The sequence below is a fragment of the Flavonifractor sp. DFI.6.63 genome (assembly GCF_024462255.1).
Lineage (GTDB): Bacteria > Bacillota > Clostridia > Oscillospirales > Oscillospiraceae > Lawsonibacter_A > Lawsonibacter_A hominis.
In genome coordinates this window covers 50,333-75,830 of record NZ_JANGBE010000017.1, presented here as the reverse complement: position 1 = coordinate 75,830, position 25,498 = coordinate 50,333, and the positions used below count along the sequence as shown (strand labels likewise).

23 protein-coding genes and 1 riboswitch are annotated in these 25,498 nt (G+C 64.7%); of the genes, 8 read left to right on the top strand and 15 right to left on the bottom strand.

The annotated features are described in order from the left end of the window. Positions 1–69: 69 nt before the first annotated feature. On the bottom strand, positions 70–1,068 hold the full coding sequence (locus NE547_RS10510) for a hypothetical protein (protein WP_256175848.1): 999 nt from the start codon (positions 1,066–1,068) through the stop codon (positions 70–72). A gap of 8 nt (positions 1,069–1,076) precedes the next feature. Next, the gene (locus NE547_RS10505) at positions 1,077–2,531 is read right to left on the bottom strand and encodes an MBOAT family protein (RefSeq protein WP_256175846.1); all 1,455 of its coding nucleotides are present in this window, start codon (positions 2,529–2,531) and stop codon (positions 1,077–1,079) included. Between the two features lie 440 nt (positions 2,532–2,971). On the opposite strand from NE547_RS10505, the gene recQ reads away from it, so the two are divergent. After that, on the top strand, positions 2,972–4,786 hold the full coding sequence (gene recQ, locus NE547_RS10500; protein WP_256175844.1) for a DNA helicase RecQ: 1,815 nt from the start codon (positions 2,972–2,974) through the stop codon (positions 4,784–4,786). 73 nt (positions 4,787–4,859) lie between these two features. On the opposite strand, the gene NE547_RS10495 is transcribed toward recQ, so the two are convergent. From NE547_RS10495 to NE547_RS10485, 4 genes are all read right to left on the bottom strand, one after another. Beyond that, positions 4,860–6,566, bottom strand: coding sequence for a C69 family dipeptidase (locus NE547_RS10495; RefSeq protein WP_256175842.1), 1,707 nt, complete (start codon positions 6,564–6,566; stop codon positions 4,860–4,862). Positions 6,567–6,839: 273 nt separating this feature from the next. Then, positions 6,840–7,853 (bottom strand): aspartate--ammonia ligase, encoded by a 1,014-nt coding sequence (gene asnA / locus NE547_RS10490; protein ID WP_186908046.1) that lies wholly within the window; start codon positions 7,851–7,853, stop codon positions 6,840–6,842. 180 nt (positions 7,854–8,033) lie between these two features. After that, positions 8,034–8,144: a LysM domain-containing protein gene (locus NE547_RS18630; protein ID WP_352408493.1), complete on the bottom strand. Its 111-nt coding sequence runs from the start codon at positions 8,142–8,144 to the stop codon at positions 8,034–8,036. A 105-nt stretch (positions 8,145–8,249) separates the two neighbouring features. Then, on the bottom strand, positions 8,250–9,581 hold the full coding sequence (locus NE547_RS10485; RefSeq protein WP_369807612.1) for an MATE family efflux transporter: 1,332 nt from the start codon (positions 9,579–9,581) through the stop codon (positions 8,250–8,252). Positions 9,582–9,798: 217 nt separating this feature from the next. Between NE547_RS10485 and NE547_RS10480 the strand changes: the two genes are divergently transcribed. Further along, the gene (locus tag NE547_RS10480) at positions 9,799–11,016 is read left to right on the top strand and encodes an NADP-dependent isocitrate dehydrogenase (protein ID WP_186908044.1); all 1,218 of its coding nucleotides are present in this window, start codon (positions 9,799–9,801) and stop codon (positions 11,014–11,016) included. A 62-nt stretch (positions 11,017–11,078) separates the two neighbouring features. Beyond that, entirely contained in the window at positions 11,079–11,672 is a 594-nt protein-coding gene (gene rbr / locus NE547_RS10475; protein WP_186908043.1) for a rubrerythrin, read from the top strand. A gap of 95 nt (positions 11,673–11,767) precedes the next feature. Here rbr and NE547_RS10470 read toward each other — a convergent pair whose 3' ends face one another. After that, positions 11,768–12,697, bottom strand: a complete 930-nt coding sequence (locus NE547_RS10470; RefSeq protein ID WP_186908042.1) for an AEC family transporter — start codon at positions 12,695–12,697, stop codon at positions 11,768–11,770. Between the two features lie 122 nt (positions 12,698–12,819). Between NE547_RS10470 and NE547_RS10465 the strand changes: the two genes are divergently transcribed. From NE547_RS10465 to NE547_RS10445, 5 genes are all read left to right on the top strand, one after another. Then, a complete protein-coding gene (locus NE547_RS10465) occupies positions 12,820–13,725 on the top strand; it encodes a LysR family transcriptional regulator (RefSeq protein ID WP_256175839.1) in 906 nt (301 codons plus the stop codon). Between the two features lie 235 nt (positions 13,726–13,960). Beyond that, on the top strand, positions 13,961–14,767 hold the full coding sequence (locus tag NE547_RS10460) for a DAPG hydrolase family protein (RefSeq protein ID WP_186908040.1): 807 nt from the start codon (positions 13,961–13,963) through the stop codon (positions 14,765–14,767). Positions 14,768–14,913: 146 nt separating this feature from the next. After that, complete coding sequence (locus tag NE547_RS10455; protein ID WP_256175837.1) at positions 14,914–15,330, top strand: DUF3842 family protein; 417 nt, start codon at positions 14,914–14,916, stop codon at positions 15,328–15,330. Between the two features lie 194 nt (positions 15,331–15,524). Next, entirely contained in the window at positions 15,525–16,127 is a 603-nt protein-coding gene (locus tag NE547_RS10450) for an ECF transporter S component (RefSeq protein ID WP_256175835.1), read from the top strand. Further along, positions 16,063–16,575, top strand: coding sequence for a hypothetical protein (locus NE547_RS10445; RefSeq protein WP_256175833.1), 513 nt, complete (start codon positions 16,063–16,065; stop codon positions 16,573–16,575). Before NE547_RS10450 ends, NE547_RS10445 begins: the two co-directional genes overlap by 65 nt. A 64-nt stretch (positions 16,576–16,639) precedes the next feature. On the opposite strand, the gene NE547_RS10440 is transcribed toward NE547_RS10445, so the two are convergent. From NE547_RS10440 to gcvT, 8 genes are all read right to left on the bottom strand, one after another. Next, positions 16,640–17,173: an HDIG domain-containing metalloprotein gene (locus tag NE547_RS10440; RefSeq protein ID WP_256175831.1), complete on the bottom strand. Its 534-nt coding sequence runs from the start codon at positions 17,171–17,173 to the stop codon at positions 16,640–16,642. A 96-nt stretch (positions 17,174–17,269) separates the two neighbouring features. Then, a complete protein-coding gene (gene miaA, locus NE547_RS10435; RefSeq protein ID WP_256175829.1) occupies positions 17,270–18,178 on the bottom strand; it encodes a tRNA (adenosine(37)-N6)-dimethylallyltransferase MiaA in 909 nt (302 codons plus the stop codon). A gap of 131 nt (positions 18,179–18,309) precedes the next feature. Further along, positions 18,310–19,479, bottom strand: a complete 1,170-nt coding sequence (locus tag NE547_RS10430; RefSeq protein ID WP_256175827.1) for a 5'-nucleotidase C-terminal domain-containing protein — start codon at positions 19,477–19,479, stop codon at positions 18,310–18,312. An 86-nt stretch (positions 19,480–19,565) separates the two neighbouring features. Next, positions 19,566–20,867, bottom strand: coding sequence for an NAD(P)/FAD-dependent oxidoreductase (locus NE547_RS10425; RefSeq protein WP_256175825.1), 1,302 nt, complete (start codon positions 20,865–20,867; stop codon positions 19,566–19,568). Position 20,868: 1 nt separating this feature from the next. Then, positions 20,869–22,290 carry an aminomethyl-transferring glycine dehydrogenase subunit GcvPB gene (gene gcvPB / locus NE547_RS10420; RefSeq protein WP_186908032.1) on the bottom strand — a complete coding sequence of 474 codons (1,422 nt, stop codon included), beginning with the start codon at positions 22,288–22,290 and terminating at the stop codon, positions 20,869–20,871. After that, on the bottom strand, positions 22,290–23,594 hold the full coding sequence (gene gcvPA / locus NE547_RS10415) for an aminomethyl-transferring glycine dehydrogenase subunit GcvPA (protein WP_186908031.1): 1,305 nt from the start codon (positions 23,592–23,594) through the stop codon (positions 22,290–22,292). Before gcvPA ends, gcvPB begins: the two co-directional genes overlap by 1 nt. Before the next feature lie 5 nt (positions 23,595–23,599). Then, complete coding sequence (gene gcvH, locus NE547_RS10410) at positions 23,600–23,977, bottom strand: glycine cleavage system protein GcvH (protein WP_256175822.1); 378 nt, start codon at positions 23,975–23,977, stop codon at positions 23,600–23,602. Between the two features lie 52 nt (positions 23,978–24,029). Continuing rightward, positions 24,030–25,106, bottom strand: a complete 1,077-nt coding sequence (gene gcvT, locus NE547_RS10405; RefSeq protein ID WP_256175820.1) for a glycine cleavage system aminomethyltransferase GcvT — start codon at positions 25,104–25,106, stop codon at positions 24,030–24,032. A gap of 211 nt (positions 25,107–25,317) precedes the next feature. Then, positions 25,318–25,402: riboswitch (glycine riboswitch) on the bottom strand. Between the last annotated feature and the right edge of the window lie 96 nt (positions 25,403–25,498).

Sequence of the window (25,498 nt, the reverse complement as noted above, 5' to 3'; positions counted from 1 at the left end):
CCCCCCCCCCCCCCCCCCCCCCCCCCCCCCCCCCCCCCCCCCCCCCCCCCCCCCCCCCCCGGCAGTTGCTCAGGATGCCTTCCAAACATCCGCGGCCTGTCGCCAGGCGGCGGTATTTTCCGCCGTCTGGGGTCGGGGCGTCAGGCCTGCGTCGCGCGTCAGATATACGCCCAGCCAGGCGGAAAAACGCGCGGCGCCCGCCCGGTTCAGGTGCCCCGCATCGTAGAGATGCGTCAGCGGGTCCAGGCCGGCGGAAGCAAAGTCGCCGCTCCAGTCCAGGCAGAGGGCCGATGGGGACAAGGCCGCCACATCGGCGGCGATCTGGGTGTAGACCTGCGGAGCGAAGCGGCTGTAAGTGGGGTGGAAGACCACCAGGGGCAGGATGCCCTCCTGCTCGCACAGGGTCAGGATCTTTCCCAGCCAGGCCAGGTTTTCCTGATAGAGGTCCTCCTCCTGCGTCGGACGCCGAAAGGGCCCGTCCTCCAGCCCGGAGGCAAGTCCGTCCACGGCGGTGTAGCCTTTGAGCAGGTCGGTCCGGTCCGGAGCGAACGTGTCCAGAACGTCGCCGGGGGAGACCTGCTTCCAGCGGTCATGGTAAAAGTACAGCTCAAAGAGCAGCCCGGTGCGCAGCTCCGGCTCAGAAGCCCGGAAGATGGCCGCCAGCTTGTTCCGGGAAAAGGGCATATAGCCGACGTTGATCTGGGTGTAGCTCTGATAGCGGGCGAAGTGCAGGGCGGAGGCCTCCAGGATCACCGCCTGTGGGGACTGGGTCCTCAGGGCCTCCTTCAGGTAGTAGTAGGTCTGGGACAGGGTCTGTTCCGGACCTGCCAGCACGTAGCCGGTCAGACCGGACGCGTCGTAGACCAGGGCGGGGTTTACGTCGCAGTAGGCGTAGGAGCTGCCCAGGTACAGATAGTCCAGACTGTCTGCAGGCTCGGCGCGATAGGGGCCCCACACCGCGCCGTAGTTGACGCGTGCCGGACGCAGAGCCAGCCCGGCCAGTCCAAGCAGCAGCGCCGCCAGCACCGCGAAGGCGGCGGCAAAGATCCGTTCTTTTCCGTTCCTCATAGCGCCACCTAAAATTTGAAGTAGATGAAGTCTTGCGCGTCATAGCCGGTGCCGTAGACCCCGAAGACCGCCACCGTCAGCAGCAGAGCCAGCACCAGGACCCACCGGAGCGGCCGGGGCAGGGTCAAAAAGCGCTCGCACACGCGCCGGCGCAGGGAGAGCAGGTCCACCGCCAACAGCGCCGCAAGGCAGAGCAGGGCCACCAGGCATTCGCCACGGTCCAGACCGGTGTTTGCCAGGATGGGGCGCACCAGCAGGGGACCGGAGACCATGCCGCGCAGCACCGCCAGGGCGGAGGAGAGTGAGGCGGCCTTGAAAAAGACCCAGGCCAGCGTGGACAGAAGGAAGGTGACCAGCATCTGCCACCATCGGGTGACGGGAGAGTCGTCCCGCAGGCCCAGGGCTTGGCGGCAGCGGCTGCGCAGGCCCGCCGTCAGGCCGCCCGCCGCCTGGTAGGCCCCGTTGAGCAGCCCCCAGACCAGAAAGGTGAGCCCGGCCCCGTGCCACAGGCCGCTGACGGCAAAGACGATGAGGATGTTGCAGTATTTCCGCCCGGAGCCCCTGCGGCTTCCGCCCAGTGGGATGTACAGGTAGTCCCGGAACCAGGAGGACAGGGAGATGTGCCAGCGCCGCCAGAACTCCCCAATGGAGCGGGAGAAATAAGGGGTGCGGAAATTTTCCATCAGGGGGATGCCCATGGCGCTGGCGACGCCCAGAGCCATATCGGAGTAAGCGGAGAAGTCGCAGTAGATCTGCACCGAAAACGCGCAGGCCGCGGCGAACACCTGCAGCGCGCCGAACTGTTCCGGCGCGGCGAAAACGGCGTTTACCAGAATGGCCAGCCGGTCGGCGATGCACAGCTTTTTGAAGGCGCCCCACAAAAACCGCAGCAGCCCGGCGCGGAAGCGGTCATAGTCAAAGGCGGGGGGCGTGCGGAGCAGATCCATCAGACCGGAGCGGTCGATGGGGCCGGAGACCAGGTGGGGGAAAAAGGACAGGAAGAGGACCAGCAGGGGGAAGCTGCGCTGCGCCGCCCGGTCCCCCCGGTACACGTCGATGAGATAGCCCGCCGCCATGAACAGGTAGAAGGAGATACCCACCGGCAGGATCAGCTCCGGCGATGCAATGGAGCAGGGGCGGCCCGTCAGGGCCAGCAGCCGCTGGGTCAGGGAGAGTGTAAAGGAGAGGTATTTGAAGAGAAACAGGGTGCCGAAGAGGAGAAGCAGAGCCAGGATCAGAACAGCCCGCCGGCCCCGCTGGGAGCGGTTCTCCAGCAGCCGTGCGCCCGCATAGGTCACCAGGGCTGCGCACAGCAGGAAGAGAAGACACTCCACCCCCGCCCATAGGCAGAACAGGGCGCTGGCCGCCAGCAGACACCAGGGCCGCGCCCGCTGGGGCAGCAGGAAGAAGCACAGCGCCACAGCAGGGAAAAAGAGAAAAAAGGCGGGGGAGAGAAAATTCAAGTCATACCCTCCTTCTTGCGGGCGACGCCGCGCGTATCTGCGGGAATGGAGTCGGTTCAGCTGATATGATTGTAACAGATGGAACGCCAAATGGCAAGCTGCGGCCCGCCTGTGGAACGGGCGGGGCCGGCTTATGTTCCACAGTGGAGGTTGCGCTGGTCTCCGGCGGAAACGCCCTCCAGCTTCTTGAATACCCGGGAGAAGCGGGCGGTATCATGGATTCGTCGTCGATGATGACCACCCGGTACATGCGCATACCCCCTTGGTTCCGACCGAGGCGGCGTTCTGTCCGCCTTTTTAAGCAGAACAGAAACGGGCGGCGGAGACAAGCGTCCGCCGCCCCGCGGCCGGAAGACCCGGTGTAAGAGTCCAATACATATTCGACTGTCCAATATGTATTGTACTCTTACAGGGCGAATGCGGGAAAAGGAGAAGAACCTATGGAACTGTTGGAGGCCCTGAAAACCTATTTTGGCTATGACTCCTTTCGGCCGGGGCAGGAGGCGGTGGTCTCCGCCCTCTGCTCCGGCCGGGATGTGGCGGCGGTGATGCCCACAGGGGCGGGCAAGTCCCTGTGTTTCCAGCTGCCCGCGCTGCTGCTGGAGGGGATTACCCTGGTGGTCTCTCCCCTGATCTCCCTGATGCGGGATCAGGTGGCGGCGCTGGTGCAGGCGGGCATCCCGGCGGCTTTTTTCAACAGCGCCCTCACGGAGCGGCAGTACGCCCTGGCGCTGGAACGGGCCAGGGCCGGGCGCTATAAGCTGATCTACGTGGCCCCGGAGCGGCTGGGGACCGAGCGTTTTCTGGACTTTGCCCTGCATGCGGAGATCGCCCTGCTGGCGGTGGACGAGGCCCACTGCGTCTCCCAGTGGGGGCAGGACTTCCGCCCGCACTATCTGGAGATCCCCGATTTTGCCGCCCGGCTGCCCCGGCGGCCAGTGGTGGGGGCCTTCACCGCCACCGCCACCCAGGCCGTGCGGCGGGACATGCGGGAGCTGCTCCAGCTCCGGGACCCCTACGAGATCGTCACCGGCTTTGACCGGCCCAACCTGTTTTTTGCGGTGCGCCATGGCCGGGAGCAGGACAAGCGCGCCTGGCTGCTGGAGTTTGTAAAGCGGCACGGGGAGGACAGCGGCATCGTCTACTGCGCCACCCGGAAGAAGGTGGAGGAGGTGTGCGCGCTTTTGAAGGCCGAGGGCGTGCCCGCCGGACGCTATCACGCGGGACTGGAGCAGGAGGAGCGGGGAAGGAGCCAGGAGGACTTCCTCTGGGACCGCATCCGGGTCATGGTGGCCACCAACGCCTTCGGCATGGGGATCGACAAATCCGATGTGCGCTATGTGGTCCACTACAACATGCCGAAGGATATGGAGAGCTACTATCAGGAGGCGGGGCGGGCCGGCCGGGATGGCGAGAAGGCGGAGTGCGTGCTGCTTTACAGCAGTGCCGACGAGCAGACCGCGCGCTTTCTGATTCAGCAGGACCGGGAGAACGAGGCGCTGGACGAGGCACAGCTGGAGCAGGTGCGCAGACGGGATTACGCCCGCCTGCGCAGGATGAGCGGGTACTGCCACACCGGGGAGTGTCTGCGCCGGTATCTCCTGGAGTACTTCGGAGAAACGCCGCCGGGGCGCTGCGGCAGCTGCGGCAACTGTCTGGAGCAGCAGGAAGCGGTGGATGTGACGGCCCAGGCGGCGGCTATCCTTCGCTGTGTGGCCCGGCTGGGGCCTCGCTTCGGCATGAGCACCATCTGTGATCTGGTCCGGGGCGCGGACAGCCGGAAGCTGCGCCAATGGGGGCTGAATCACCAGGAGGGGTACGGCGTGCTGAAGGGGGAGAGCCGGGAGCATGTAAACGACTGCATCCGGGCCCTGATCGCCCAGGGCTGCCTGGTCCGCAGCGAGGGGGAATACCCAGTGCTGGGGCTGGGGGAGGCGGCCCGCTGGGTGTTGGAGGGGGATTCCTGCGTGACGATGCGGGCGTCCGGTTCCAGTGGAGAAGCGCGCCGCACGGGCAGGCCCAGCGGCGTGGCCCCGGAAAACGAGGCGCTGTTTGGCCGCCTGCGCGCGGTGCGCGCGGCACTGGCACGGCGGCTGGGCGTGCCGGCCTATGTGGTCTTCTCGGACGCCGCTCTGCGGGACATGTGTGCCAAGCGCCCTCAGACCGAGCGGGAGCTGCTGAACGTCTCCGGCGTGGGGGAGGCAAAGCTTCAGCGTTATGGCGCGGCCTTCCTGGAAGAGCTGCGAAAGGCCTGAACACGCACATCGGCCGCAAGAAAAAAAGACCGCCGAAGCGGTCTTTTTTTCTTGCGGTCGGGGGTCGGGCGGATTACAGGGTGTCGGCAAAGTCCATGGGGATGTAAGTAACGCCGTCCCGGCTGTAAACATAATGCGTCAGCTCGATGGTCTCGCCGCCGGCCACCTTGCAGTCGTAGCTCTCCAGCGTCACCGTGTAGCTGACGGAGCCCTTGGTCATGGTGATGGAATTGTCGGCGCCGTTCCAGGTGACGGTGTAGCCCTTGCTCTCGGCCACCTGGCGCAGGGGCACGTCGGCCAGGAAGGCGGCCACACGCTCCGCGGAACGGCCGGTATTGTGCATCACAGCGGTGAACAGCTTGGCATACAGGTTGTCGGCATACTTCATCTCACGCTCGGCCATCTGGATGCCCAGCTGGGTGACGTAGGCCGCGCCGGCCTCGGTGCTTTCGGCGTATTTTGCGATCATGGTGGGAGCGGCCTGGATCATCTCGTCGTACATCAGCTGCTCCTGCTGCTTCCAAAAGGCGCGGGTGCTCTGGCTGTACAGAGAGCGGTCCAGCTCGGCCAGAGTGCACAGGCGCTTGAATTTCCAGTAGGCGCCGGCGGGATCGTAAGTGTCCCCGTCCACCTTGTAGGCCGCGGCCGTATCGGTGATGCCGGAGAAGAAGGGGATGAACACGGAGTGCTCGGTGTTGCCTAGGGCGATCCAGTCGATGGCGGCGCACGCGGCGGGCCACTCGGGGAAGGTCTGGAGGATGTGGATCTGAGAGGAATTGGGGGTGCCGATGACGCGGTTGCCCGTCTGGCCTTCCAGCGTCACGTCCAGCTCGGTCCCCTCATAGCGGTTGCGGTAGATGTCCATGACGTCCAGTACGCTGACCTTCTCGTCGGGAGAATAGAACAGGGGATAGAAGGTGTCGGTATCATACTCGCCCGCCTGGGAGGGCGCCAGAAGCTTCATGCCGCCCCAGTTGCGCATGTTGCTGGAGTCCCGCCGGCTATTGTTGGTGACGGATTTGGCCAGGTGGTAAAGCTCGCCCTCCTTGACGGCGAGCCCCAGTTCGTCGATGAGGTCGAACAGGCCGTCGGAATAGATGTAGCCGTCCTCAGCGGTGGCGTTGGGGTCCACCAGACCGATCATGTTCTGGTTGCCGTACACCGCTACCTTGTCGTCGGGCATCTTCATGGCGCAGTAGTGATGGCCGCTGTAGATCTCGATGTACCAGGCCTCGTTCTGGTCGTTGATCATGACGGTATTGCCCTCTTCCGAGCCATACTCGTCCACATAGCCCAGCAGCACGTCCACCGCTTCGCGGGCGGTCTTGGACACGGCGGCCACGGCGGCGGCCAGGATGGCCTCGCGCAGGCCGGGCTCGATGAAGGGATCGGCGGAGCGCCAGGCGTCACAGGTAGAGGTGGAGACCGTGCCGGTGACACTTACGCCATACTCGTTGGTGCAGGAGCCGGGGTACATGCCGTCGTCGCCCCGGGTGTAGTCGGGCACATAGGTGTACTGGTAGGTCGTGGCGGGCAGGGGGATCCGGAAGCCAGTGGCGGTATCCTCAATATAGCGGCCGGGCACGTTGTCCACGTGGGGCTGCACAAGGAACATCTTGTTGTAATCGCTCTGGCCCTGATCTTCGCTGCGGGCGATGATGTAGGTACCCTGATCGCTCACGTCCTTTCCGACATAGACGCCGGTACAGGCCAGCGCGCTGGTGCTCAGCAGCATGACGCCAGCCAGGACGATGGAAAGCAGCCGAATGGATTTTTTCATGAGATTAGTTCTCCTCTCCTTTTGATGATCTGTACGCGCACGGGGGACAGTTGTAAGATGATCGCCTCCTTTTTCATGTGGCAAAAAGCACAATACAGAGGGGGATCCCTCTGCTGATAGAAGTATTTTTGCACAGAGAAAACGGAAAGTCAAGCCAAACGAAGAAATATCTTTGCATAAAACAAAAGTGTCTTCCTGCTGCGCACAAGTGAACCGGCAGAAGAAACACCGGCGCAGAGCCTTCTGCGCCGGTGGGGACGATAGCGGATTCGATTACAGCAGGATGACCCCTGCTTCCTGACAGGCGGAAATGGTCTGTTCATCCCAAACGCTGGCCTGGACCTCGCCGATGTGAGCTTTGCCCAGAAGGAGCATACACAAACGGGACTGGCCGATGCCCCCGCCGATGGTCAGGGGCAGCTTGCCCTCCAACAGCATTTTGTGGAAGGGAAGCGCACGGCGCTCGTCACAGCCGGAGGCGGTGAGCTGCCGGTCCAGCGCGGCGGGGTCCACGCGGATTCCCATGGAGGAGACCTCGAAGGCGCGTTCCAGCACCGGGTTCCACAGCAGGATGTCACCGTTCAGGTCCCAGTCGTCGTAGTCGGGCGCACGGCCGTCATGGGGCCTGCCGGATTTGAGCGCGCCGCCGATGCCCATCAGGAAGGTGGTGGGATGCTCCTTTACCCAGGCGTCCTCCCGTTCCCGGGGGGATAGGCCGGGCCAGAGGTCCTCCAGCTCCTGGGCGGTCACAAAGGATACCTCCCCATCCAGGGGAGGCAGGGCGGTGAGCTGGGGAAAGACGGAACGCAGGGTGTCCTGGGTCTGGCACATGGCGCTCACGATGGTGCGCACCGTATCCGCTAAGTAGCCGGTGTTCCGGTCACGGGGGGCCAGGACCTTTTCCCAATCCCACTGGTCCACGTAGACCGAGTGCAGGTTGTCCAGTTCTTCGTCCCGGCGGATGGCGTTCATGTCGGTGTACAGCCCCTCGCCCACGGAAAACTGGTAGCGGTAGAGCGCCATGCGCTTCCATTTGGCCAGAGAGTGGACCACCTGGGCTTCCCGCCCGGCGGCGGGGATATCAAAGGACACGGCCCGCTCCACGCCGTTCAAATCGTCGTTCAGACCGGTCGAGGCCTCCACGAACAGCGGAGCGGACACCCTTCGCAGGTGGAGCGCGCCGCCCAGGGTATCCTCGAACAGGCGCTTTAAAAGGCCGATGGCCTTCTGGGTGTCGTAGAGATTGAGACGGGGGGCATACCCCTGGGGGATGACGGTCTGTAACATGCCGGACACTCCTTTGCAGTACCAGTTACGCCTTGTTTGCAACCGGGCAAACCGTCCAAACGCAGGGCGGTTCGGCCCCAAAACGGCGCCCGTTTCCATCGTTCCAACAAGGCTAACTGCATTATACCGGAAAAGGAAGGCACCGTCCAGAGGGAGATTGCCTCCGGACGGCGCGCAGTGTTAGGCGGGAAGCTCCAAAACCTGTCCGGGAACGATGAGATCGGGGTCCGCGATGCGGTTGAGCGACGCCAGGGCGGCCACGGTGGCGCCGTGTCTCTGGCGATGGCCCAGAGGGTATCCCCCGACGTACAGTATAGGTCACAGCGCCGGGCTCTGTTTCCGTCTCCGGCAGCACGCCGGCGGTGAAGCGCTCCCGGCCGTCCTATGCCGAGCGGCTCATGGATGCTCCTTCCAGAGCTTTTGGCGCACCCGCAGCAGAAAGCAAATGGTCCGCACCACCCAGTCCGCGACCATGGCGATCCATACGCCCACCACCCCCAGCCCCAGCTTGACGCCCAGCAGCCAGCTGCCCACCAGACGCACGGCGGCCATGGATACCATGGAGATGACCATGGGCACCTTTACGTCTCCCGCGGCCCGCAGCGCGTTGGGAAGCGTAAAGGAGAGGGGCCATAGGGCCATAGCGCAGCCGTTGTGGATGAGGATGAGCAGGAAGGCGTACTGCCTGGCCGCATCGGACAGGTTGTAGATGCGCAGGATGAGTGGAAGCAGCAGGAGCAGCACGGCGTTGAGGCCCCAAATGCAGCAGTAGGCGATCTTCACCAGCTTTTTGGTGTAAGCGCGCACCTGCGCCCAGTCCCGTGCGCCTACGCATTGCCCCACCACCGTGATGAGGGCCAGCCCCAGGGCCTGCCCGGGAATGATCCCGAAGCTGTCGATATTGTTGGCCACGGCGTTGGCGGCGATCTGAGCGGTACCGAAGGTGGAAATCATGCTCACCAGCAATACCCGGCCCAGCTGAAACACGCTGTTTTCCAGACCGTTGGGCACGCCGATGCGCAGGATCTTTCCGATGAGCCGCCCGTCCAGGCGAAACCGGAGCAGCTGGGCGACCCGGACGGGATTGCGGCGGCTGTGCATCAGCACCATCATGATCCCGCAGGCCACCCCGCGGGAAACAAGGGTGGCCAGGGCGACGCCCGCCACCCCCATGGAAAACCCGAAGACCAGGATGGCGTTGCCCACCACGTTCAGACCGTTCATCAGGGCGGAGACATACATGGAGGCGCGGGAATTGCCCATGGACCGCAGCAAGGCTGCGCATCCATTGTAGACGGCAATAAAGGGGTAGGACAGGGCGGAGATGACGAAATAAGTAATAGCCCCCTCCATGACCGGAGGCTCCACCTGCCCAAAGAGCACGCCGAGCAGCGCACGGCTGAACAGCAGCACCAGGACCATCAACGCGACGGAGATGGCCGAGACGATGTATACCAGCTGGTTGGCGGAGCGGTTGGCCTGGTCCAGATGCCCCGCGCCGATGGATTGGGCACAGACCACGGCCCCGCCGGTGGCCAGGGCGGCGAAGATGTTGATGATGAGCACGTTGATCAGGTCCACCAGCGCCACGGAGGATACCGCCGCCTCACCGGCGGAGGAGACCATCATGATGTCGGCCATTCCCACCATGACGGCCAGAAACTGCTCGATGATCAGGGGGACAATCAGTTTTTTCAGGGACTTGTTGTCAAACAAAAGCGCAACCATCCTCTCAAAAAAGGCCTTTTGACGACGCCGCCGGCCCGCGCGGTCAGGCGTTGCCAGCAGCCTCCGATAGACAAAGAACAGTATATCGGCTCAGGGCGGCAAGCACAACGGGCAAAACAACCAAAAATGAAGCAATCCTGCGGAAGTCTTGCGTTTTGGGCTGGGAGGCGGTATAATTTGTCCCATCGAAATCAATCGGAAAGCCGAGGAGAAGCCCATGAAAAAAATTCAGATGTCCACCCCTCTGGTGGAGATGGACGGGGACGAGATGACCCGGATCCTGTGGCAGCAGATCAAAGAAGAACTGCTGCTGCCCTACGTGGAACTGAAGACGGTCTACTTTGATCTGGGCCTGCCCGAGCGGGAGAAGACGGCCGACCGGGTGACGGTGGAGGCGGCCGAGGCCACCAAGCAGTACGGCGTGGCGGTCAAATGCGCCACCATTACCCCCAACCAGCAGAGGGTGGAGGAGTACCAGCTTACCGAGATGTGGAAGTCCCCCAACGGGACCATCCGCTCCATTCTGGATGGTACGGTCTTCCGCGCGCCCATCATGGTCAGGGGCGTTTCCCCGGTGGTGAAGACCTGGAAGAAGCCGATCACCATTGCCCGTCATGCCTACGGCGATGTGTATAAAGCCACCGAATACCGGGTGCCGGGCCCCGGCGTGGCCGAGCTGGTCTTTGCCGGGGCCGACGGCAGGGACTTCCGCCAGACGATCTATGAGTTTGAGTGTGCCGGCGTGCTCCAGGGGCAGTACAACAAGGACAGCTCCATCGTCTCTTTTGCGCGCTCCTGTTTCCAGTATGCCGTCGACACCCGGCAGGACCTGTGGTTCTCCACGAAGGACACCATCTCCAAAAAGTACGACCATACCTTCAAGGATATCTTCCAGGAGATATTTGAGAAGGAGTACCAGGCCCGGTTCGAAGCGCTTGGCATCACCTATTTTTACACCCTCATCGACGATGCGGTGGCCCGGGTCATCCGCAGCAAGGGCGGCTTTATCTGGGCCTGCAAGAACTACGACGGCGATGTGATGAGCGACATGGTCTCCACCGCCTTCGGCAGCTTGGCCATGATGACCTCCGTACTGGTCTCCCCCGACGGGAAGTATGAGTACGAAGCCGCCCACGGAACCGTCACGCGGCACTATTATAAATATCTGGAGGGAGAAAACCCCTCCACCAACCCTATGGCCACCCTTTTTGCCTGGACCGGGGCCCTGCGCAAGCGGGGCGAACTGGACGGGATCGCCGCGCTGGGGGAGTTTGCCGACAAGCTGGAACGGGCCAGCATCGAGACCATCGAGAGCGGAATCATGACGAAGGACCTGGCCGGACTGTGGGAAGGCGAGACGCCCGCCACAGCCGTAGACACCGGCGTGTTCCTCCAGTCCATCAAGCTGCGGCTGGAAAAGCAGCTGGAAGCGTGAGAAAACCGCCGCAACCGGAGGTGGACATACTTTCCATATTCATAGAACAGGAGGAACGCCGTATGTCCATTGCCTTTGAACAGAGCGAGACCCGGCTCAACCTGCTGCGGGCCTTTGCCGGAGAGAGCCAGGCCCGCAACCGGTATACCTTTGCCGCCGGACTGGCCAAGAAAAAGAACCTGCAGGTCATTGAGGGGATCTTTACCTTTACCGCCAACCAGGAGCGGGCCCACGCCAAGGTCTTTTATAACCTGCTCCAGAGCGTCTCCGGAGAAAATCTGCGGATCGACGGCACCTATCCGGTCGAGCTCTACCCCGAACTGCTCCAGCATCTGCGCTCGGCACAGCACAACGAGTATCAGGAGTGGGATCACGACTATAAGGGCTTTGCCAAGGCCGCCAAGGAGGAGGGGTTCGAGGAGATCTCCCATACTTTCTCCATGATCTCCGAGATCGAAAAGACCCACGGCGACCGGTTCGGCCGGTTTGCGGACCTGCTGGAACAGGGAAAGCTCTTTGTGTCCGATGTGGAAGTGAAGTGGATGTGTCTCAACTGCGGACAGATCATCGACGCCACCATGGCCCCGGCGGTCTGTCCCGTCTGCAAGCATCCTCAGGGATATTTCATCCGCTGGGAACTGGCCCCCTTTGAATAAACCCGGTCCGCCGCCCCTAAGCCCGGCTGAGCAGAGCGCCTGTATTCCTTTGAATACAGGCGCTCTGCTCAGCCGGGCCTGTTTGAAAACGGGCCTTAGAATCCGCTGATCATTTTCGCGGCTACGGCGAAAAGAGGCAGGGTGAGGATGGAGAGCAGTGTGGACAGGGTAATGAACTGGACGGCGGGAGTGGGGTCGCGGCCAAACTGCTGGGCGAAGAGGCTGGTGGTGCCCGCCACCGGGGTGGCGGAGAGAAGCACCAGCGCGCAGTACAGGCCCGGCGAAAGCCGCAGCGGCAGCAGCGCCAGCAGCGTCAGAACCGGGACGAGGATGAGCTTCAGAAAGCAGGCCAGATACAGCCGCGCCTGCCGGAAGGTGGCGGCCAGGTCGGCACAGGCCAGCTGTCCGCCGATGACCACCATGGCCAGAGGCGTGTTCAGGTCGCTGAGGAAGGAGACGGCGCTGCCCAACACCGCGGGCAGGCGCACGTTGCCCAGAAAGAGGAGCAGACTCACCGCCAGGCCTAAGACGCCTGGATTGACGGCCGCCTTTTTCACGGAAAAGGCCTGCTTCCCGCCCATGACCAAAACGCCCAGGGTCCAAAGCGTCAGGTTGAAGGCCGCCAGGGACAACGCGCCGTAGATGACGGCGTCCGCCCCCAGAATGGACTGGACCAGAGGGATGCCCATAAAGCCGATGTTGCCGTATACCGTGCCGAAGCGGAGGCAGTCCCGCACGTCGGGAGACTCCCTGCGAAAAAAGAAAAGCGCAATCAACAGATAGACCACGTAGCACACGGTGGCCAGCGCCGCGCCCAGCGCCACCTCCCGCACCAGATCGGGGGTGCGTTCCACCTGGAAGCAGTCTACCATAACGCAGGGACAGACGATATAGAGCAGCAGGTACGACAGCTGGCCCCTGGCCTGCTCGGTAAGCTTGCCCAGCTTTGCCAAGGCAAAGCCCACCCCCATCATCAAAAACAGGGTGCCGACCTGACCGGTGACCGTCAAAAGATTGGACAGCAAAAGATGAGACCTCCTTGCGCTCGGGGGAAAAATCAGTTACTATTTATTAAAGCACATTTTGCCGGAAAAGGGAAATCCCTTTTTCGGATGACAGGATTCCCGGGACGGAAGAGGGGGAGAACGTGGACAGCAAGCTGCTCAGGACCTTTGTCGCCGTGGCCAATCACGGTTCCTTCACCGGCGCGGCCAAGGAGCTGTATATCGCCCAGAGCGCGGTCAGCAAGCATATCAATCAGCTGGAGCGGGAACTGGGCGCACAGCTGTTTCTGCGGGATACCCGCATGGTGCGCCTGACGGCGGCCGGAGAAGGCTTCTATCGGGACAGCCTGGATATCCTCCGCCGCATGGACGCGGCCCGGACCGCCCTGCAGGGGGAACAGGGCGGGGAGCACGGACGGCTGGCTCTGGGCGCTTTCAGCGTCGTGCCCACGGAGATCGTGGCGCTGGCGCGGCGGTTTCATGCCTGCTGGAGCGGGGTGGAGCTCTCCCTGGACTGGTTTGAATTCGGGACGCTGCTGGAGCGGCTGGAGGGCGGGGATCTGGACGTGGCCTTCACCATGGCCTTTGAGTTGTTGGACCGCCCCCACCTGCGCCGGCGCACCGTGGGACGGGGGCGTATGTATGTGCTGCTGGGCAGCCAAAGCCCCCTGGCCGGAGCAAAGCAGCTGTACCTGAAGGATCTGGCGGAGCTGACCTATTACACCATGCGCCCCGACGTGACGCCCAACGGCTATGTGAACATGATGCGCTTTTTTGCGGAAAAGCAGTTCCAGCCCCGGCGCTCCCTGCGCCATACCAGCCATGAGTCCATGATGCTCCAGCTCCAGGTCCACGACGACGCCTACGGTCTGATGGGGGACTTCCAATACCGGGACCACCCGGGACTGGTCTTCCTGCCGCTGGCGGAGGAGGATCAGCCGGGCGGGGACGCGTTCGACCGGGTGGCCGTCTGGCGGGAGCGGAATGAAAACCCCAATATTCCCCGGCTGCTCACGCTGTTGGGGGAGGACCATCCCGAACTGGAATAAGAACGTTCCAAACTCATATTTTACAAAAAACCCCGGATAACTTATGATAAAGGCATAAAACTTCATGCGCGGCAGGCGCACCACGATCATAGGCAAAACGGACAACGCATGAAGTTTTTGCGCATGTAGGCCGTCCCGGTCCACGCGCTTTGATTTCAGGCCGTGCCGCCCCAGGCGGCACATGGCCAGTTTGCTGTGCGTTTGCATAGCAAATCAAACGGAAAGAGGGATCCTTATGCCTTTGGAACTGGAACGCCCCAAGCTGAGCGCGGAGGAGGAGCGGCTTCCCTACGCTAAATATTTCCATAAGCCGCTGGCTCCCATCCCGCAGGAGAAGCTGGACATCTGGAACGGCCCCGCCGCCGATCCTGCCGCCGCCCTGCCCTTTGCAGCGCGCGGGCGTTTTCAGGACGCCGATGTGCCCGGCCTGGACAACGGCTTCTGCGTGGCGCCCGACGGGACCGGTTTTGTGGCCAACACCACCTTCATGCCCGGGGTCACCGCCGAGATGTTCAACTGGTGGTTCGGCTGGCACAGCGTTACCTCCGACCTGCGCTACAAGCTGTGGGACCCGGAGGACCACTGGCACGCGCGCGCCGACCGGCCCGACTACGTAAAGGACCCCGCCGTCCCGACGGCCCAGAAGACCTGGGGTGTGAAGCACGACATCGTGGAGGACATCGGCTTCGGCCCTGATCCGCTGCTGCTCTGCTTCTGCAAACCGTCCGAGCTGGGCTACCGTCTGGAGAAGATCGGCACCCCCGCCTGCCAGGCCATGGTGTGCGCTTACGGCGTGGGCAGCACCCCGGCCGTCATGACCCACGTCGCCAAACAGGCCGAGGGGGGGATCCTGTTCTGCTCCCGATTCTGGATGGGCTACGGTCCCAACGAACAGGGGGAGATCGTCAAGCTCCTGCCCGACGGCGTCAGCGTCCCCGAGGCGGGCCCCCGCGCCCTTTATGGGCATAACATCAAGGAATACAGCAACCTGGCTTCCATCCTGCCGTTCCTCTATGCAGAGGAGAAGGATAAGCCCTTCTGAGATCGTCTGCGCACAGAAGCTGCCCGTTCCCCCGGGCCGGCGGTAAAACCCACCGGCCCGGGGGAATCCGTTTTGCAGGCGGATGCTGCGATTGCACTCGGGCCTGACGTGTGGTAGGATAGAAGCAATACGAGAGGAGGGCGCATATGGAGGTTCTGGTGATCGACGGGCAGGGAGGCCGCATCGGGCAGCAGCTGATCCGGTGCATCCGGGAGCGCTTCCCGGAGACGGCGGTGATCGCCGTGGGCACCAACAGCATGGCCACTGCCGCCATGCTCAAGGGCGGCGCCCAGCAGGCGGCTACCGGGGAGAACGCCGTGGCGGTGGCCTGCCGCCGGGCCGATGTGATACTGGGCCCGCTTGGGATCGTAGTGGCCGATGCGCTGCTGGGGGAGATCTCCCCGGCTATGGCGGTGGCCGTGGGTCAGGCCCGGGCCAAAAAGATCCTCATTCCCCTCAACCGCTGCGATTCCATCGTAGCGGGGGTGGAGGAGCGCTCGGTGAGCGCCCTGCTGGAGAGCGCCCTGGGGGAACTGGAGAAAGCCCTGGATGGCCGGGATTGACAGCCGGGGGCGCACCTGCTATACTACATTACGAAGAGGTTTCCGGCACGAAGCCGGGCCCCGGGGACAGAAGTCCCGGCACGCGCGTCCGCTGCACCCGATCGGCACCCATTCCGCTTTTGAAGGAAATGCTAAGAAGGCATTGTTTTTTCGTGGAGAAAAAGCAATGCCTTCTTTTGATGCAAGGAGGTTTTATGAAAAAGAAACATCCCATCCACATCCAGATCAGACGTCTGGCCTTTTCCGGCGTGTTTTTGGCGCTGGCCCTGGCGCTGCCCTTTCTCACCGGGCAGATCCCCCAAATCGGCAGCGCCCTGAGTCCCATGCATATCCCCGTGCTGCTGTGCGGTTTCGTCTGCGGCTGGCCCTGGGGACTGGCGGTGGGCTTTGTGGCGCCGCTGCTGCGCACCGCACTGTTCGGTATGCCCCCTATCCTCACCAGCGTCGCCATGGCCTTTGAGCTGGCGGCCTACGGCGCCTGCTCGGGGGCGCTGTACCGGCTGCTGCCCAAACGCACGCCCTATCTTTATGTGAGCTTGCTCGCTGCTATGGTGCTGGGGCGGATCGTCTGGGGCGCGGCGCGCTTTTGTATCGCGGGGCTCCAGCACACGGAATTCCCGCTCTCCGCCTTCTGGGCGGGGGCGGTCATCAACGCCGTGCCCGGCATCGTCTGCCATATCGTGCTCATCCCGCTGATCGTGATGGCGCTGAAAAAGGGAGGGATGATGCTCAATGGAGACTTGGAGCGGGACGCTGCAGGACCACGGGACGCGCTATCCCCGGATGGAGCCGCGTGATGCGGTCAAACTGGCCTATCAGAGCGAGTTTGCCGGCGGGCACTTGATCCGGGACCGGCGGGAGAGCCTGGCGCGGCTGAAAACGGAACTGGCGGGCGTCCGCCAGCGGCCGGGCGCGCCGCTGGCGGAGACGATCGGCGGCGGACTGGTACGGGTGCACCTGGCCGCTTTGGCGGAGCATGGCATTACGCCGGAACAGCTCAACGGCTGGTTTGCCGATACGGCGCAGCGCAGACGGGGCAGCCTGGAGGGCCTGCTGCAGCGGCTGGACGTCCTGCGGGCGTTGGCGCGGGAGGGAAGGCTGCCCTTCGGGCGGGCGGCGGCAGAACGGTATCTGATGGATTACGCCGCTCAGGGCTATCCACCGCTCTCCCACTCCCAGGCCTATCGGGCGGCCTACCGTCCGGCCTATCGGGTGGTAGAGGCCGGCCTGCTGCCCGATCCATAAGAAAAAAGCGCGGGCCGGAGGAATCGATCCGGCCCGCGCTTTTGCAGAGATAAACAAAGACAGTTCAGCCCGCCCGGCGCAGCGGGGCGGGAGCCCAGTCTGCGTCCTGCCAGATGGGGCGCGCGCGGCGGCGGGTGAGCCAGGGCACCAGACCCAGCAGCTCGGCGGCGGCGCAGAGCTTGTCCATGGTGCTGACGACCAGAGCCTCCAGACAGTGATACACCCTGGTCGGGGTGAGGGGGAACATGTGGGAGCGGATGATGTCCGCCTCCGTCTCAGTCACAGAGAAGCGGGCCCTGGCATTCTTCAGCGCCACCTCCGGATGCTGGACAGCGTGGCGGATGCCGGGATGGCTGGCCTTGTCCCGCCAGTTATAGAGATAGAGGTCGTGCAGCAGGCCGCCCCGTGCGGCGGCCCGGCCGTCCAGGCCCAGGGCCCGGCACAAACGCCAGCTGGAATAGCTTACCAGTACACAGTGGTGGTAGCAGCTGACGCCCGCGCGGTGCTGGGGCAGCAGGCGCATGGACTGTACGGCGGCGTCCGCCATCAGATCGTAGACACAGTTGAGATAGTCGTTTTTGTAGCGAAACTCCCACATGGTGTTATCTCCTTTGATCGGTTTCTGGGAACCAGTATACCGGTCAAATCGAAAAACGCCACGGAGAAAAGATTATGATTTGGTAAAGATTTTCGGTCAGAATTGGGAAGGCCGCCCCAGAAATTCCGCCGTGGCGGCCACCGCCTGCGGGAGGGGATCGACCGCCGTATCCAGCCAGAGCACATCCCGGTCCTTTTTGAACCATACCATCTGCCGCTTGGCAAAACGCTTGATCGCCCGGCCCAACTCGTCCTGAAGCGCGTCCAGGGTGGGAATGCGCCCGGTGAGGTACCACAGGATGTAGCGGTACTCCAGCCCCAGCCCCTCCAGGAAGAGATCGCGGGCCCCATTCGCGCGGAGGTTGGCGACCTCTTCGATCATCCCGTCGTCGATGCGCCGCTGCAGGCGCTCGTCGATGCGGCGGCAAAGCACCTCCCGCGGAAAGGTCATGCCCAGCAGCAGACAGTCATACCGGGGACAGGGGGGCGTCTCCACCGCCCCGGCAGAGAGCTTTTCCAGAGCGCGGAGAAGCCGGTGGCGGTTCTTTTCCTCCCCGCCGGCGAGGGTTTTCCCGGTCCGGGCCTGGTAGAGCGCGTACAGCTCGGCGGTGGTCCTGCGCTCCAGCTGGGCGCGCAGGGCGGGATCGGGCCGGGCGTCGGTAAAGGTAAAGCCCTCGGTCACTGCGCGGACATACAGCCCCGTACCCCCCACCAGAAAGGGGGTGCGGCCCCGGGCGCGGATGGCGTCGATGGCGTCATAGGCCCCCCGCTGAAAGTCTGCCACGGAATAGCTCTGGTTGGGGTCCACCACGTCCAGCATGTGGTGCGCCACCCCCATCCGCTCCGCCTGCGTCACCTTCCCGGTGCCCAGATCCAGCCCACGGTACACCTGCCGGGAGTCGGCGGAGACGATCTCCCCGTCAAAACGGCGGGCCAGCTCCACCCCCAGCCCGCTTTTGCCGCAGGCGGTGGTCCCCAGGACCACGATCAGTTTCGGCAGGGGCATGCGCCCACCTTCTTTCCACAAAATGATCCGCTGAGATATCATTCTAGCATAAAACCGGCCCGGCGGCAAGAAGCCGCCGGGCCGGTTTGTCAAACCAAAGGAGAAAGCCATTGGAAACCGCCGCGCGGAGATCACGGCGTTTTGTCCTGCACCGTGGCGGAGGTGCCTAACAGGGCGTTGACCCCCTCCACACTCAGGTAGTAGTGCCCGTCCACCGCGATAGCGGATACGCGCACATCGGCGCCGTCCACGCTGACCGTGATCTCTGCGGGCGGTACGGCGGCGGCAGAGGCGGGGATGCTCCAGGGCAGGGGGAGTACGCCGCCGTCATAGGCCTGGCCCCGCTGCACCACCACCTTGCCGTCCCAGCGCACGTTGAACTGGTCCTTGGAGCCGGTAAAGAGGAAGGCCAGGTCCCGCAGGCGGAAGTAGGGGACACCGTCGGCATCCGCGAAGGAGGCGGCGGTACCGAACTGGTCTAAATCAGTGAGCTTTACGTTGTTGGCCGACGCCAGCAGGTTCTTTACCTCGTAGTGGTTCAGGTTCAGACTCTTGGCATAGGGCGTCTCCAGCTGGCCGCTGCGGATGAGCGCCACCAGCGTGGCCCGCTCGGCGCTGTCCAGGGAGAGGTCCACGCCGGTGATGCTCCAGTTGCCGTCCGCCGCCGCGGGCGCCGCATGCCCGGTCAGATAGTCGGAGATCAGCGCGCCCAGCGTCTGCCGGCTGGACCAGTCATATTCGCCGGAGATCAGAGACTGTCCCTTGAGCTGTACGGCATAGCGCTCGCTGCTTACGACCAGCTTCAGCTGCTGATCGTCGCTGAGGGGCGCGCCCCGGAAGCGGACGTTTTGCACCCGCTCGCCCGCGGGCTTGGACAGGTCCAGCTCGTAGTCCACGCCGGCAAACACGTCCCGGGTATGGGCGGGGCGCTCCGGTTGGAAGGAGATGCCGATATCGCCGCTTTTCCACTGGTTGTAGCACGCGGCGGCCCACTCCAGATAGGCCTTCAGCTCCGCCCCGGTGACGGTGACGCGCACCAGGGTATCGTTGGCGGAGCAGACGCCGGCCAGGTCGTCGGCGCTCAGGGACTGGGGCAGCGCGTCGCCGGTCAGGGCGGCGGCGGACACGTCCGCCCCGGCGGCGGAGAGCTGCACCTGGTTGATCAGGTCCAGCGCGGCGGTGTCGGTCAGGCTGGCCTGGGGCAGGCCGGGCACGTCCTCCCCCACGGCCAGGGCGGCGGGGGCCGTCAGCAGCGCCAGCGCCAGCAGAAGCGGCAGGAACCGGGAAACATGTTTGCGCATTGGAATCGCTCCTTTTCAAACGGTGTATAAGAGTATCATAGCACAGCTTGCCGGAAATGTCGATTCCCACTTGAAGCCCGGCCCATTCAGCGCGTCAGGGCCGCCAGACCGGCTTCCACGGCTTCGGTGACGGCCTCGGAAAAGGTGGGGTGCGGCCGTACCGGGCGCAGCAGCTGCTCCGCCGTCAGGCCCAGGGTCACCGCGAGGGTCAGCTCGGAAATCAGATCGGTGGCCCGGCAGCAGTACAGACAGGCCCCCAGCAGGGCGTGGGTCTGCGCGTGAAACACCAGCTTGAGAAAGGCCCGTTTGCCGCCCGCGATGAGGGTGCGGCCATTGCCGCCCATGACGCATTTGCCCGCAGCGAAAGGGATGCCCCGCGCCTTGCAGTCGTCGGCGGTCAGGCCCACCTGGGCGATCTCCGGATCGGTATACACGCAGGCGGGGACGGGAGACACGCCGCGGACGGGGGCCCGGCCCAGCAGCAGGTCGGCCGCCGCGCACCCCTCCGCCTCCGCCTTGTGGGCCAGCATGGCCCCGCCGATGGCGTCCCCGATGGCGTAGAGGGAGGGGATCGAGGTCTGGAAGCGCTCGTTGACCTGGAGGAAGCCCCGCTCCATGGCGGGCTCCACGCCTGCGAACAATCCCGCCGTGGCGGGGACGCGGCCCATGGCGGCCAGCACGGTCTCCGCCTGAGCGGTCTGCTCCGCGCCCTTGTGGGTAAAGTGCACGGTAAGGCCGGGGGAGATGCGCGTCACGTGCGCCCCGGTCAAAAGCTCCACACCGTCCCGTTTCAGCTGCAGGGTCAGGCTCTGGGACAGTTCCCGGTCCAGGTTGGCCAGGATGCGCTCCAGAGCTTCCAAAATGGTCACCCGGCACCCGGCGGCGGCCCACACGCAGGCCAGCTCCACCCCGATGACGCCGCCCCCCAGGATGATCATACGCTCCCGGGGGCGCAGGTCTTCCAGCAGCTCGTCGCTGGTGACCACGCCGGGCAGGTCCAGTCCGGGAATGGGCGGGCGGGCGGGAACAGAGCCAACGGCCGCGAGGATGGCTTCCCCCTCATAGCGCACGCCCCCCGCCGCGACGGTGTGGGCCCCGGTGACCGTCGCCGGGTGGGGGATGAGCGTTACCTTGGCGGAGGCGAGCTGGCGCTCCATGCCGGTGCGCAGGGTATCCACCACCCGCGCCTTCTCTGCGGCCAGGGCCGCGAAATCGCAGCCGGGCCCGGCGCCGTGGAGCAGCGCCTTGGTGGGGATGCACCCACGGTTCAGACAGGTGCCGCCGATGGCCCGGGGCTCGAAGAGGGCGACCGATTTGCCGGCCTGGGCCGCCCGGCGGGCGGCCGCCGCGCCGCCGGGGCCGCCGCCGAGGACCAACAGATCGTACATATCAGCCCTCCTCAAAGCCGTAACGCACCACCGGACGGCGGGCGGCGGCGGTCTCGTCCGGACGGCCGATCACAGTGGTGACCGGAGCGGCGTGGAGCGCCTGGGGATTTTCCCGGGCGGTCTTCAAAAGCGCTTCCAGAGCCTGGGCCGCCCGATCCAGCGTTTCGGGGGTCTCGGTCTCGGTGGGCTCGAACATCAGCGCCTCGTGGACAATGAGCGGGAAGTACATGGTGGGCGGGTGCATGCCCTGATCCAGCATGGCCTTGGCAAGGTCCAGAGCAGATACGCCGGTCTGCTTTTTCAGCTGCTCCAGGGTGAGCACGAATTCGTGCATGCAAAGCCCCGGATAGGCGGAGGAATAGCCCGCAGCCTCCAGCCGGTGCTTGAGGTAGTTGGCATTGAGCACCGCGCCCTCGGCGGCCTGGCGCACCCCGGTATTGCCCAGGGTGAGCAGGTAGGCCAGCGCCCGCACCACCACCAGGAAATTGGCGTGGAAGGCGCGCACCTGGCCGATGGACTGCGCCCCGCCGCCGCCGCCCAGCGCGGAGCCGGGCAGATAGGGCGCCAGAAGCGCCTTGCAGCCCACCGCGCCGCTGCCGGGGCCGCCGCCGCCGTGGGGGGTGGCGAAGGTTTTGTGCAGGTTCAGGTGGCACACGTCGAAGCCCATGTCGCCGGGCCGGGCCACCCCCATGATGGCGTTGAGGTTGGCCCCGTCATAGTACACCAGACCGCCCGCCGCATGGACGATCTCGGTCATAGCCAGGATATCCCGCTCGAAGAGGCCCACGGTGTTGGGATTGGTGAGCATCAGACCCGCGGTATCGGCGCCGCAGGCGGCGCGCAGCGCCTCCAGGTCCACCAGGCCCTCCGCGGTGGAGGGGATGCTCCTGACCGTGAAGCCGGCCATGGCGGCGGAGGCCGGGTTGGTGCCGTGGGCGGAGTCGGGCACCAGGATCACGGTGCGCCCGGTATCTCCGCGGTGGACATGGTAGGCCTTGATGAGCAGCAGCCCGGTAAACTCCCCATGGGCTCCGGCGGCGGGCTGAAAGGTCATTTCGTCCATGCCCGTGATCTGACACAGGTATGCGCCGGCACGGTCCAGCACCGAGCGGCAGCCCCGCGCCGTGTGCTCCGGCTGGAGCGGGTGGATCCCGGTAAAGCCGGGCAGGGCGGCCAGGTCTTCGCCCAGCTTGGGGTTATACTTCATGGTACAGGAGCCCAGAGGATAGAACCCGTCGCACACGCCGAAGGCATGGCGGGCCATGGCTTGATAGTGGCGGGACACCTCGCTCTCCGCCACCTCCGGCAGGCGGGGCGCGGCGGCGCGGCGGTGCGCCTCGGGCAGGGGGGAGGCGGGCACGTCCGGCGGGGGAAGAAGATCGCTGCCCCGGCCGGGACGACTGCGTTCAAAAATGAGTTCCATCAGCCCAGCACCTCCTTTACAATGGCGACGGCCTCATCCAGCTCAGACCTGCTGCACTTCTCGGTGACGCACCACAGCAGGCCGCCCTCCACGGGGAGGCCGCCCAGAATGCCCTTTGCCTCCAGGGCGGCGAGCACCTGAGGCGCGCGGGGCAGTTCCGTGACGAACTCGTGGAAGAAGGGACCGGGGAAGCGGAGCGAGACGCCGGGGAGCGCACACAGCGCCCCGGCCAGGTAGTGGGCCTTGGCGCAGCTCTGCTCGCCTACCTGCCGCAGGCCTTCCGGCCCCAGAAGAGACAGGTAGATCGAGGCGGTGAGCGCGCACAAAGCCTCATTGGAGCACACGTTGGACGAGGCCTTTTCCCGGCGGATGTGCTGTTCACGGGCCTGCATGGTGAGCACGAAGGCGCGTTTCCCCTGCGCATCGACCGTTTCCCCGACGATGCGGCCGGGCAGCTTGCGCATCAGGGGCGCAGTGGCGGCCATAAAGCCCAGGTAGGGCCCGCCCCAGGCCAGCGGGAGCCCCAGCGGCTGCCCCTCCCCCACGGCGATATCCGCACCGTAGTCGGCGGGGGCGCGCAGCACCCCCAGCGTGGCGGGGTTCACGCCCAGGATCAGCTTGGCCCCGGCGCCGTGGGCGGCTCCGGCCAGCTCGGAGCAGTCCTCCAGCTGGCCGTAGAAATTGGGGTGCTGCACGTAGACGCAGGCGGTGGTCTCGTCCAGCAGGCCGGTCAGGTCGGTGACGCCGTCCCGCACGGGGGCCACGGCCAGCTCCATCCCGGAGCCGAAACAATAGGTCCTGATTGTGGCGATCACGTCCGGATGGGCCGCGCCGGAAATCACCGCCCGCGTCCGCTTCCGGTCCCGGCACATGGCCAGCGCCTCGGCGGCGGCGGACGCGCCGTCGTATACCGAGGCGTTGGCGGCGTCCATGCCGGTCAGCTCGCAGATCATGGTCTGAAACTCGAAAATCGACTGCAGGATGCCCTGACTGATCTCCGCCTGATAGGGGGTGTAGGCGGTGACGAACTCCTCCTTGGCGGCGATGCGCCCCACGGCGGCGGGGATGTAGTGGTCATAGGCGCCCGCGCCCCGCAGAATGGTGGAAAACCGGGTGTTTTGCCCGGAGAGCGCCTCCAGGGTCCGGCGCACCTCCAGCTCGCTCATGGGGGCGGGCAGCTCCAGCGCTCCGCCGACGCGCACGGACGCAGGCACGTCGGCATACAGATCCGCCGGGCCGCTCAGACCGAGGGCGGCGTACAGACCGGCGCGCTCGGCCGCGGTGGAGGGCAGAAAGCTTCCCATGCCGGTCAGCCCTCCCCTGCGCAGTGGGCCTCATAGGCCCCGGCATCCAGCAGCGCTTCGGTATCGGTGACGGACTCCACCTGGATGAACCAGGCGCCGTAGGGATCGGCGTTCACCTGGGCGGGGTCGTCCAGCAGGGCGTCGTTGACCGCCTTTACCACGCCGGTGACGGGGGAAATGACGTCAGAGACGGCTTTGACGGACTCCACGTCCCCAAAGGCCTCCCCGGCGGTGACCGCGTCCCCCGCCTGGGGCAGGTTGACGAAGACGATGTCCCCCAGAGAATCCTGGGCAAAATCGGTGAGGCCTACGGTACAGACCCCGTCTTCCTCCTTCAGCCACTCGTGGCTCTTGGCATAGCGCAGCTCGGTGGGAATGTTCATAAGAATGACCTCCTGATGATAATATCGGATTGGAATACATACCGTATTGGGATCACGCTCGTTGATAAAACGGGGTTTTGACGACCTCGGCCTCTACCCGGCGGCCCCGTACGTCCACCTGGACCTTGGCGCCCGGTTCCTGGAAGGCCGCATCCACCAGAGCCATGGCCACGGCGTGGCCCAGATAGGGACAGTGGGTGCCGGAGGTGACCAGGCCGATCTGCCGGTCGCCGCCGTACACCGGGCACTGCTCCCGCGCGATGCCGCGGCCGGTCATCCGCAGGCCTACCCGGCGGCGGGACACGGGGCGGGCGGCCTGCAGGGCGGCTTTTCCGATGAAGTCCGGCTTATCCAGCTTCACAAAGATACCGAGCCCTGCCTCGTAGGGGTTGATCTCCGGGGAGAGCTCGTGGCCGTAGAGGGGCATGGCCGCCTCCAGCCGCAGGGTGTCCCGGGCGCCCAGACCACAGGGGATCAGGCCGTAGTCCGCGCCCGCTGAAAGCAGTTTATCCCATAGCAGGGGAGCGTCGCCGGAGGCGCAGTAGAGCTCGAAGCCATCCTCCCCGGTATAGCCGGTACGGGAGATGAGACAGGGGATGCCATCCACCGCGCCCTGAAGCACGGCCGAGTAACTTTTCTCCGGCAGCTCCCCGGCAAGAGGGCGCAGGATCGCCTGCGCGCGGGGGCCCTGGAGGGCCAGCTGGGCGATGGAGTCGGAGCGGTCCTCCATCGTACACGCCCCGGTAAGATGGGCGGCGATCCAGGCGGCGTCCTTGTCCTTGTTGGCGGCGTTGACCACGATGAGGTAGGCCGTATCGGTGCATTTGTAGACGATCAGGTCGTCCACCACGCCGCCGTTTTCGTAGCACATGGGGGAATAGCGGGCCTGACCGGCGTACATGCCGGTAAAGTCGTTGGTCATCAGGCGGTTCACGTTTGCCAGAGCGTCCGCGCCCCGGAGCACCAGCTCTCCCATATGGGATACGTCGAACAGTCCGCAGGCCTGGCGTACCGCCATATGCTCGGCAATCACGCCGGAATACTGCACCGGCAGCAGCCAGCCCGCGAAGGGCACGATCTTGCCGAGCGCCGTTACATGGCGGTCGTAGAGCGGGGTCTTTTTTTCCATCGGTTGCTCCTCCTTCGTCGTTCCGTGCCGCCGCATGCGGCGGCACGGAACGCTGTTTTGGACGCAAAAAAGCGCATGGCAAATAAGCCATGCGCCTCTGTCCCATAACCTGAAAGTTTTCCCCCAAGCGGTGCGGTACCTGCCGGAAATCAGGCGCCATACGCTGGGATTGCCTCTTCGGCGCGGAGCGGAACTCCGCTTTCCAGAGCTTCGTCGGGGGCCGATCCTGATGCCTGAGAGATCACTGCGCTTCCCCTTCGGCGGCGAATCAAATCGCACTCTCCCGGCCCCGTCATCCGACCATATTTTGTTATACCCACAGTATATGTGCCTGCAGCGGAAAAGTCAACCGCTATTTTTCCCCGGCACGGCGGCCGGCGCAACGGCATAGT

Bases quoted from the DNA above. Each gene is read 5' to 3' on its own strand.
- asnA (WP_186908046.1), bottom strand. From the start codon at position 7,853: ATGTTACAGACCGTCATCCCCCAGGGGTATGCCCCCCGTCTCAATCTC.
- gcvPA (WP_186908031.1), bottom strand. From the start codon at position 23,594: ATGGGAAGCTTTCTGCCCTCCACCGCGGCCGAGCGCGCCGGTCTGTAC.
- miaA (WP_256175829.1), bottom strand. From the start codon at position 18,178: ATGCCCCTGCCGAAACTGATCGTGGTCCTGGGGACCACCGCCTGCGGC.
- gcvT (WP_256175820.1), bottom strand. From the start codon at position 25,106: ATGGAAAAAAAGACCCCGCTCTACGACCGCCATGTAACGGCGCTCGGC.
- NE547_RS10425 (WP_256175825.1), bottom strand. From the start codon at position 20,867: ATGTACGATCTGTTGGTCCTCGGCGGCGGCCCCGGCGGCGCGGCGGCC.
- NE547_RS10455 (WP_256175837.1), top strand. From the start codon at position 14,914: ATGGAGGTTCTGGTGATCGACGGGCAGGGAGGCCGCATCGGGCAGCAG.
- NE547_RS10450 (WP_256175835.1), top strand. From the start codon at position 15,525: ATGAAAAAGAAACATCCCATCCACATCCAGATCAGACGTCTGGCCTTT.
- gcvPB (WP_186908032.1), bottom strand. From the start codon at position 22,290: ATGGAACTCATTTTTGAACGCAGTCGTCCCGGCCGGGGCAGCGATCTT.
- NE547_RS10510 (WP_256175848.1), bottom strand. From the start codon at position 1,068: ATGAGGAACGGAAAAGAACGGATCTTTGCCGCCGCCTTCGCGGTGCTG.
- NE547_RS10440 (WP_256175831.1), bottom strand. From the start codon at position 17,173: ATGTGGGAGTTTCGCTACAAAAACGACTATCTCAACTGTGTCTACGAT.
- rbr (WP_186908043.1), top strand. From the start codon at position 11,079: ATGTCCATTGCCTTTGAACAGAGCGAGACCCGGCTCAACCTGCTGCGG.
- NE547_RS10445 (WP_256175833.1), top strand. From the start codon at position 16,063: ATGGAGACTTGGAGCGGGACGCTGCAGGACCACGGGACGCGCTATCCC.
- NE547_RS10460 (WP_186908040.1), top strand. From the start codon at position 13,961: ATGCCTTTGGAACTGGAACGCCCCAAGCTGAGCGCGGAGGAGGAGCGG.
- NE547_RS10480 (WP_186908044.1), top strand. From the start codon at position 9,799: ATGAAAAAAATTCAGATGTCCACCCCTCTGGTGGAGATGGACGGGGAC.
- recQ (WP_256175844.1), top strand. From the start codon at position 2,972: ATGGAACTGTTGGAGGCCCTGAAAACCTATTTTGGCTATGACTCCTTT.
- gcvH (WP_256175822.1), bottom strand. From the start codon at position 23,977: ATGAACATTCCCACCGAGCTGCGCTATGCCAAGAGCCACGAGTGGCTG.
- NE547_RS10430 (WP_256175827.1), bottom strand. From the start codon at position 19,479: ATGCGCAAACATGTTTCCCGGTTCCTGCCGCTTCTGCTGGCGCTGGCG.
- NE547_RS10485 (WP_369807612.1), bottom strand. From the start codon at position 9,581: ATGGTTGCGCTTTTGTTTGACAACAAGTCCCTGAAAAAACTGATTGTC.
- NE547_RS10495 (WP_256175842.1), bottom strand. From the start codon at position 6,566: ATGAAAAAATCCATTCGGCTGCTTTCCATCGTCCTGGCTGGCGTCATG.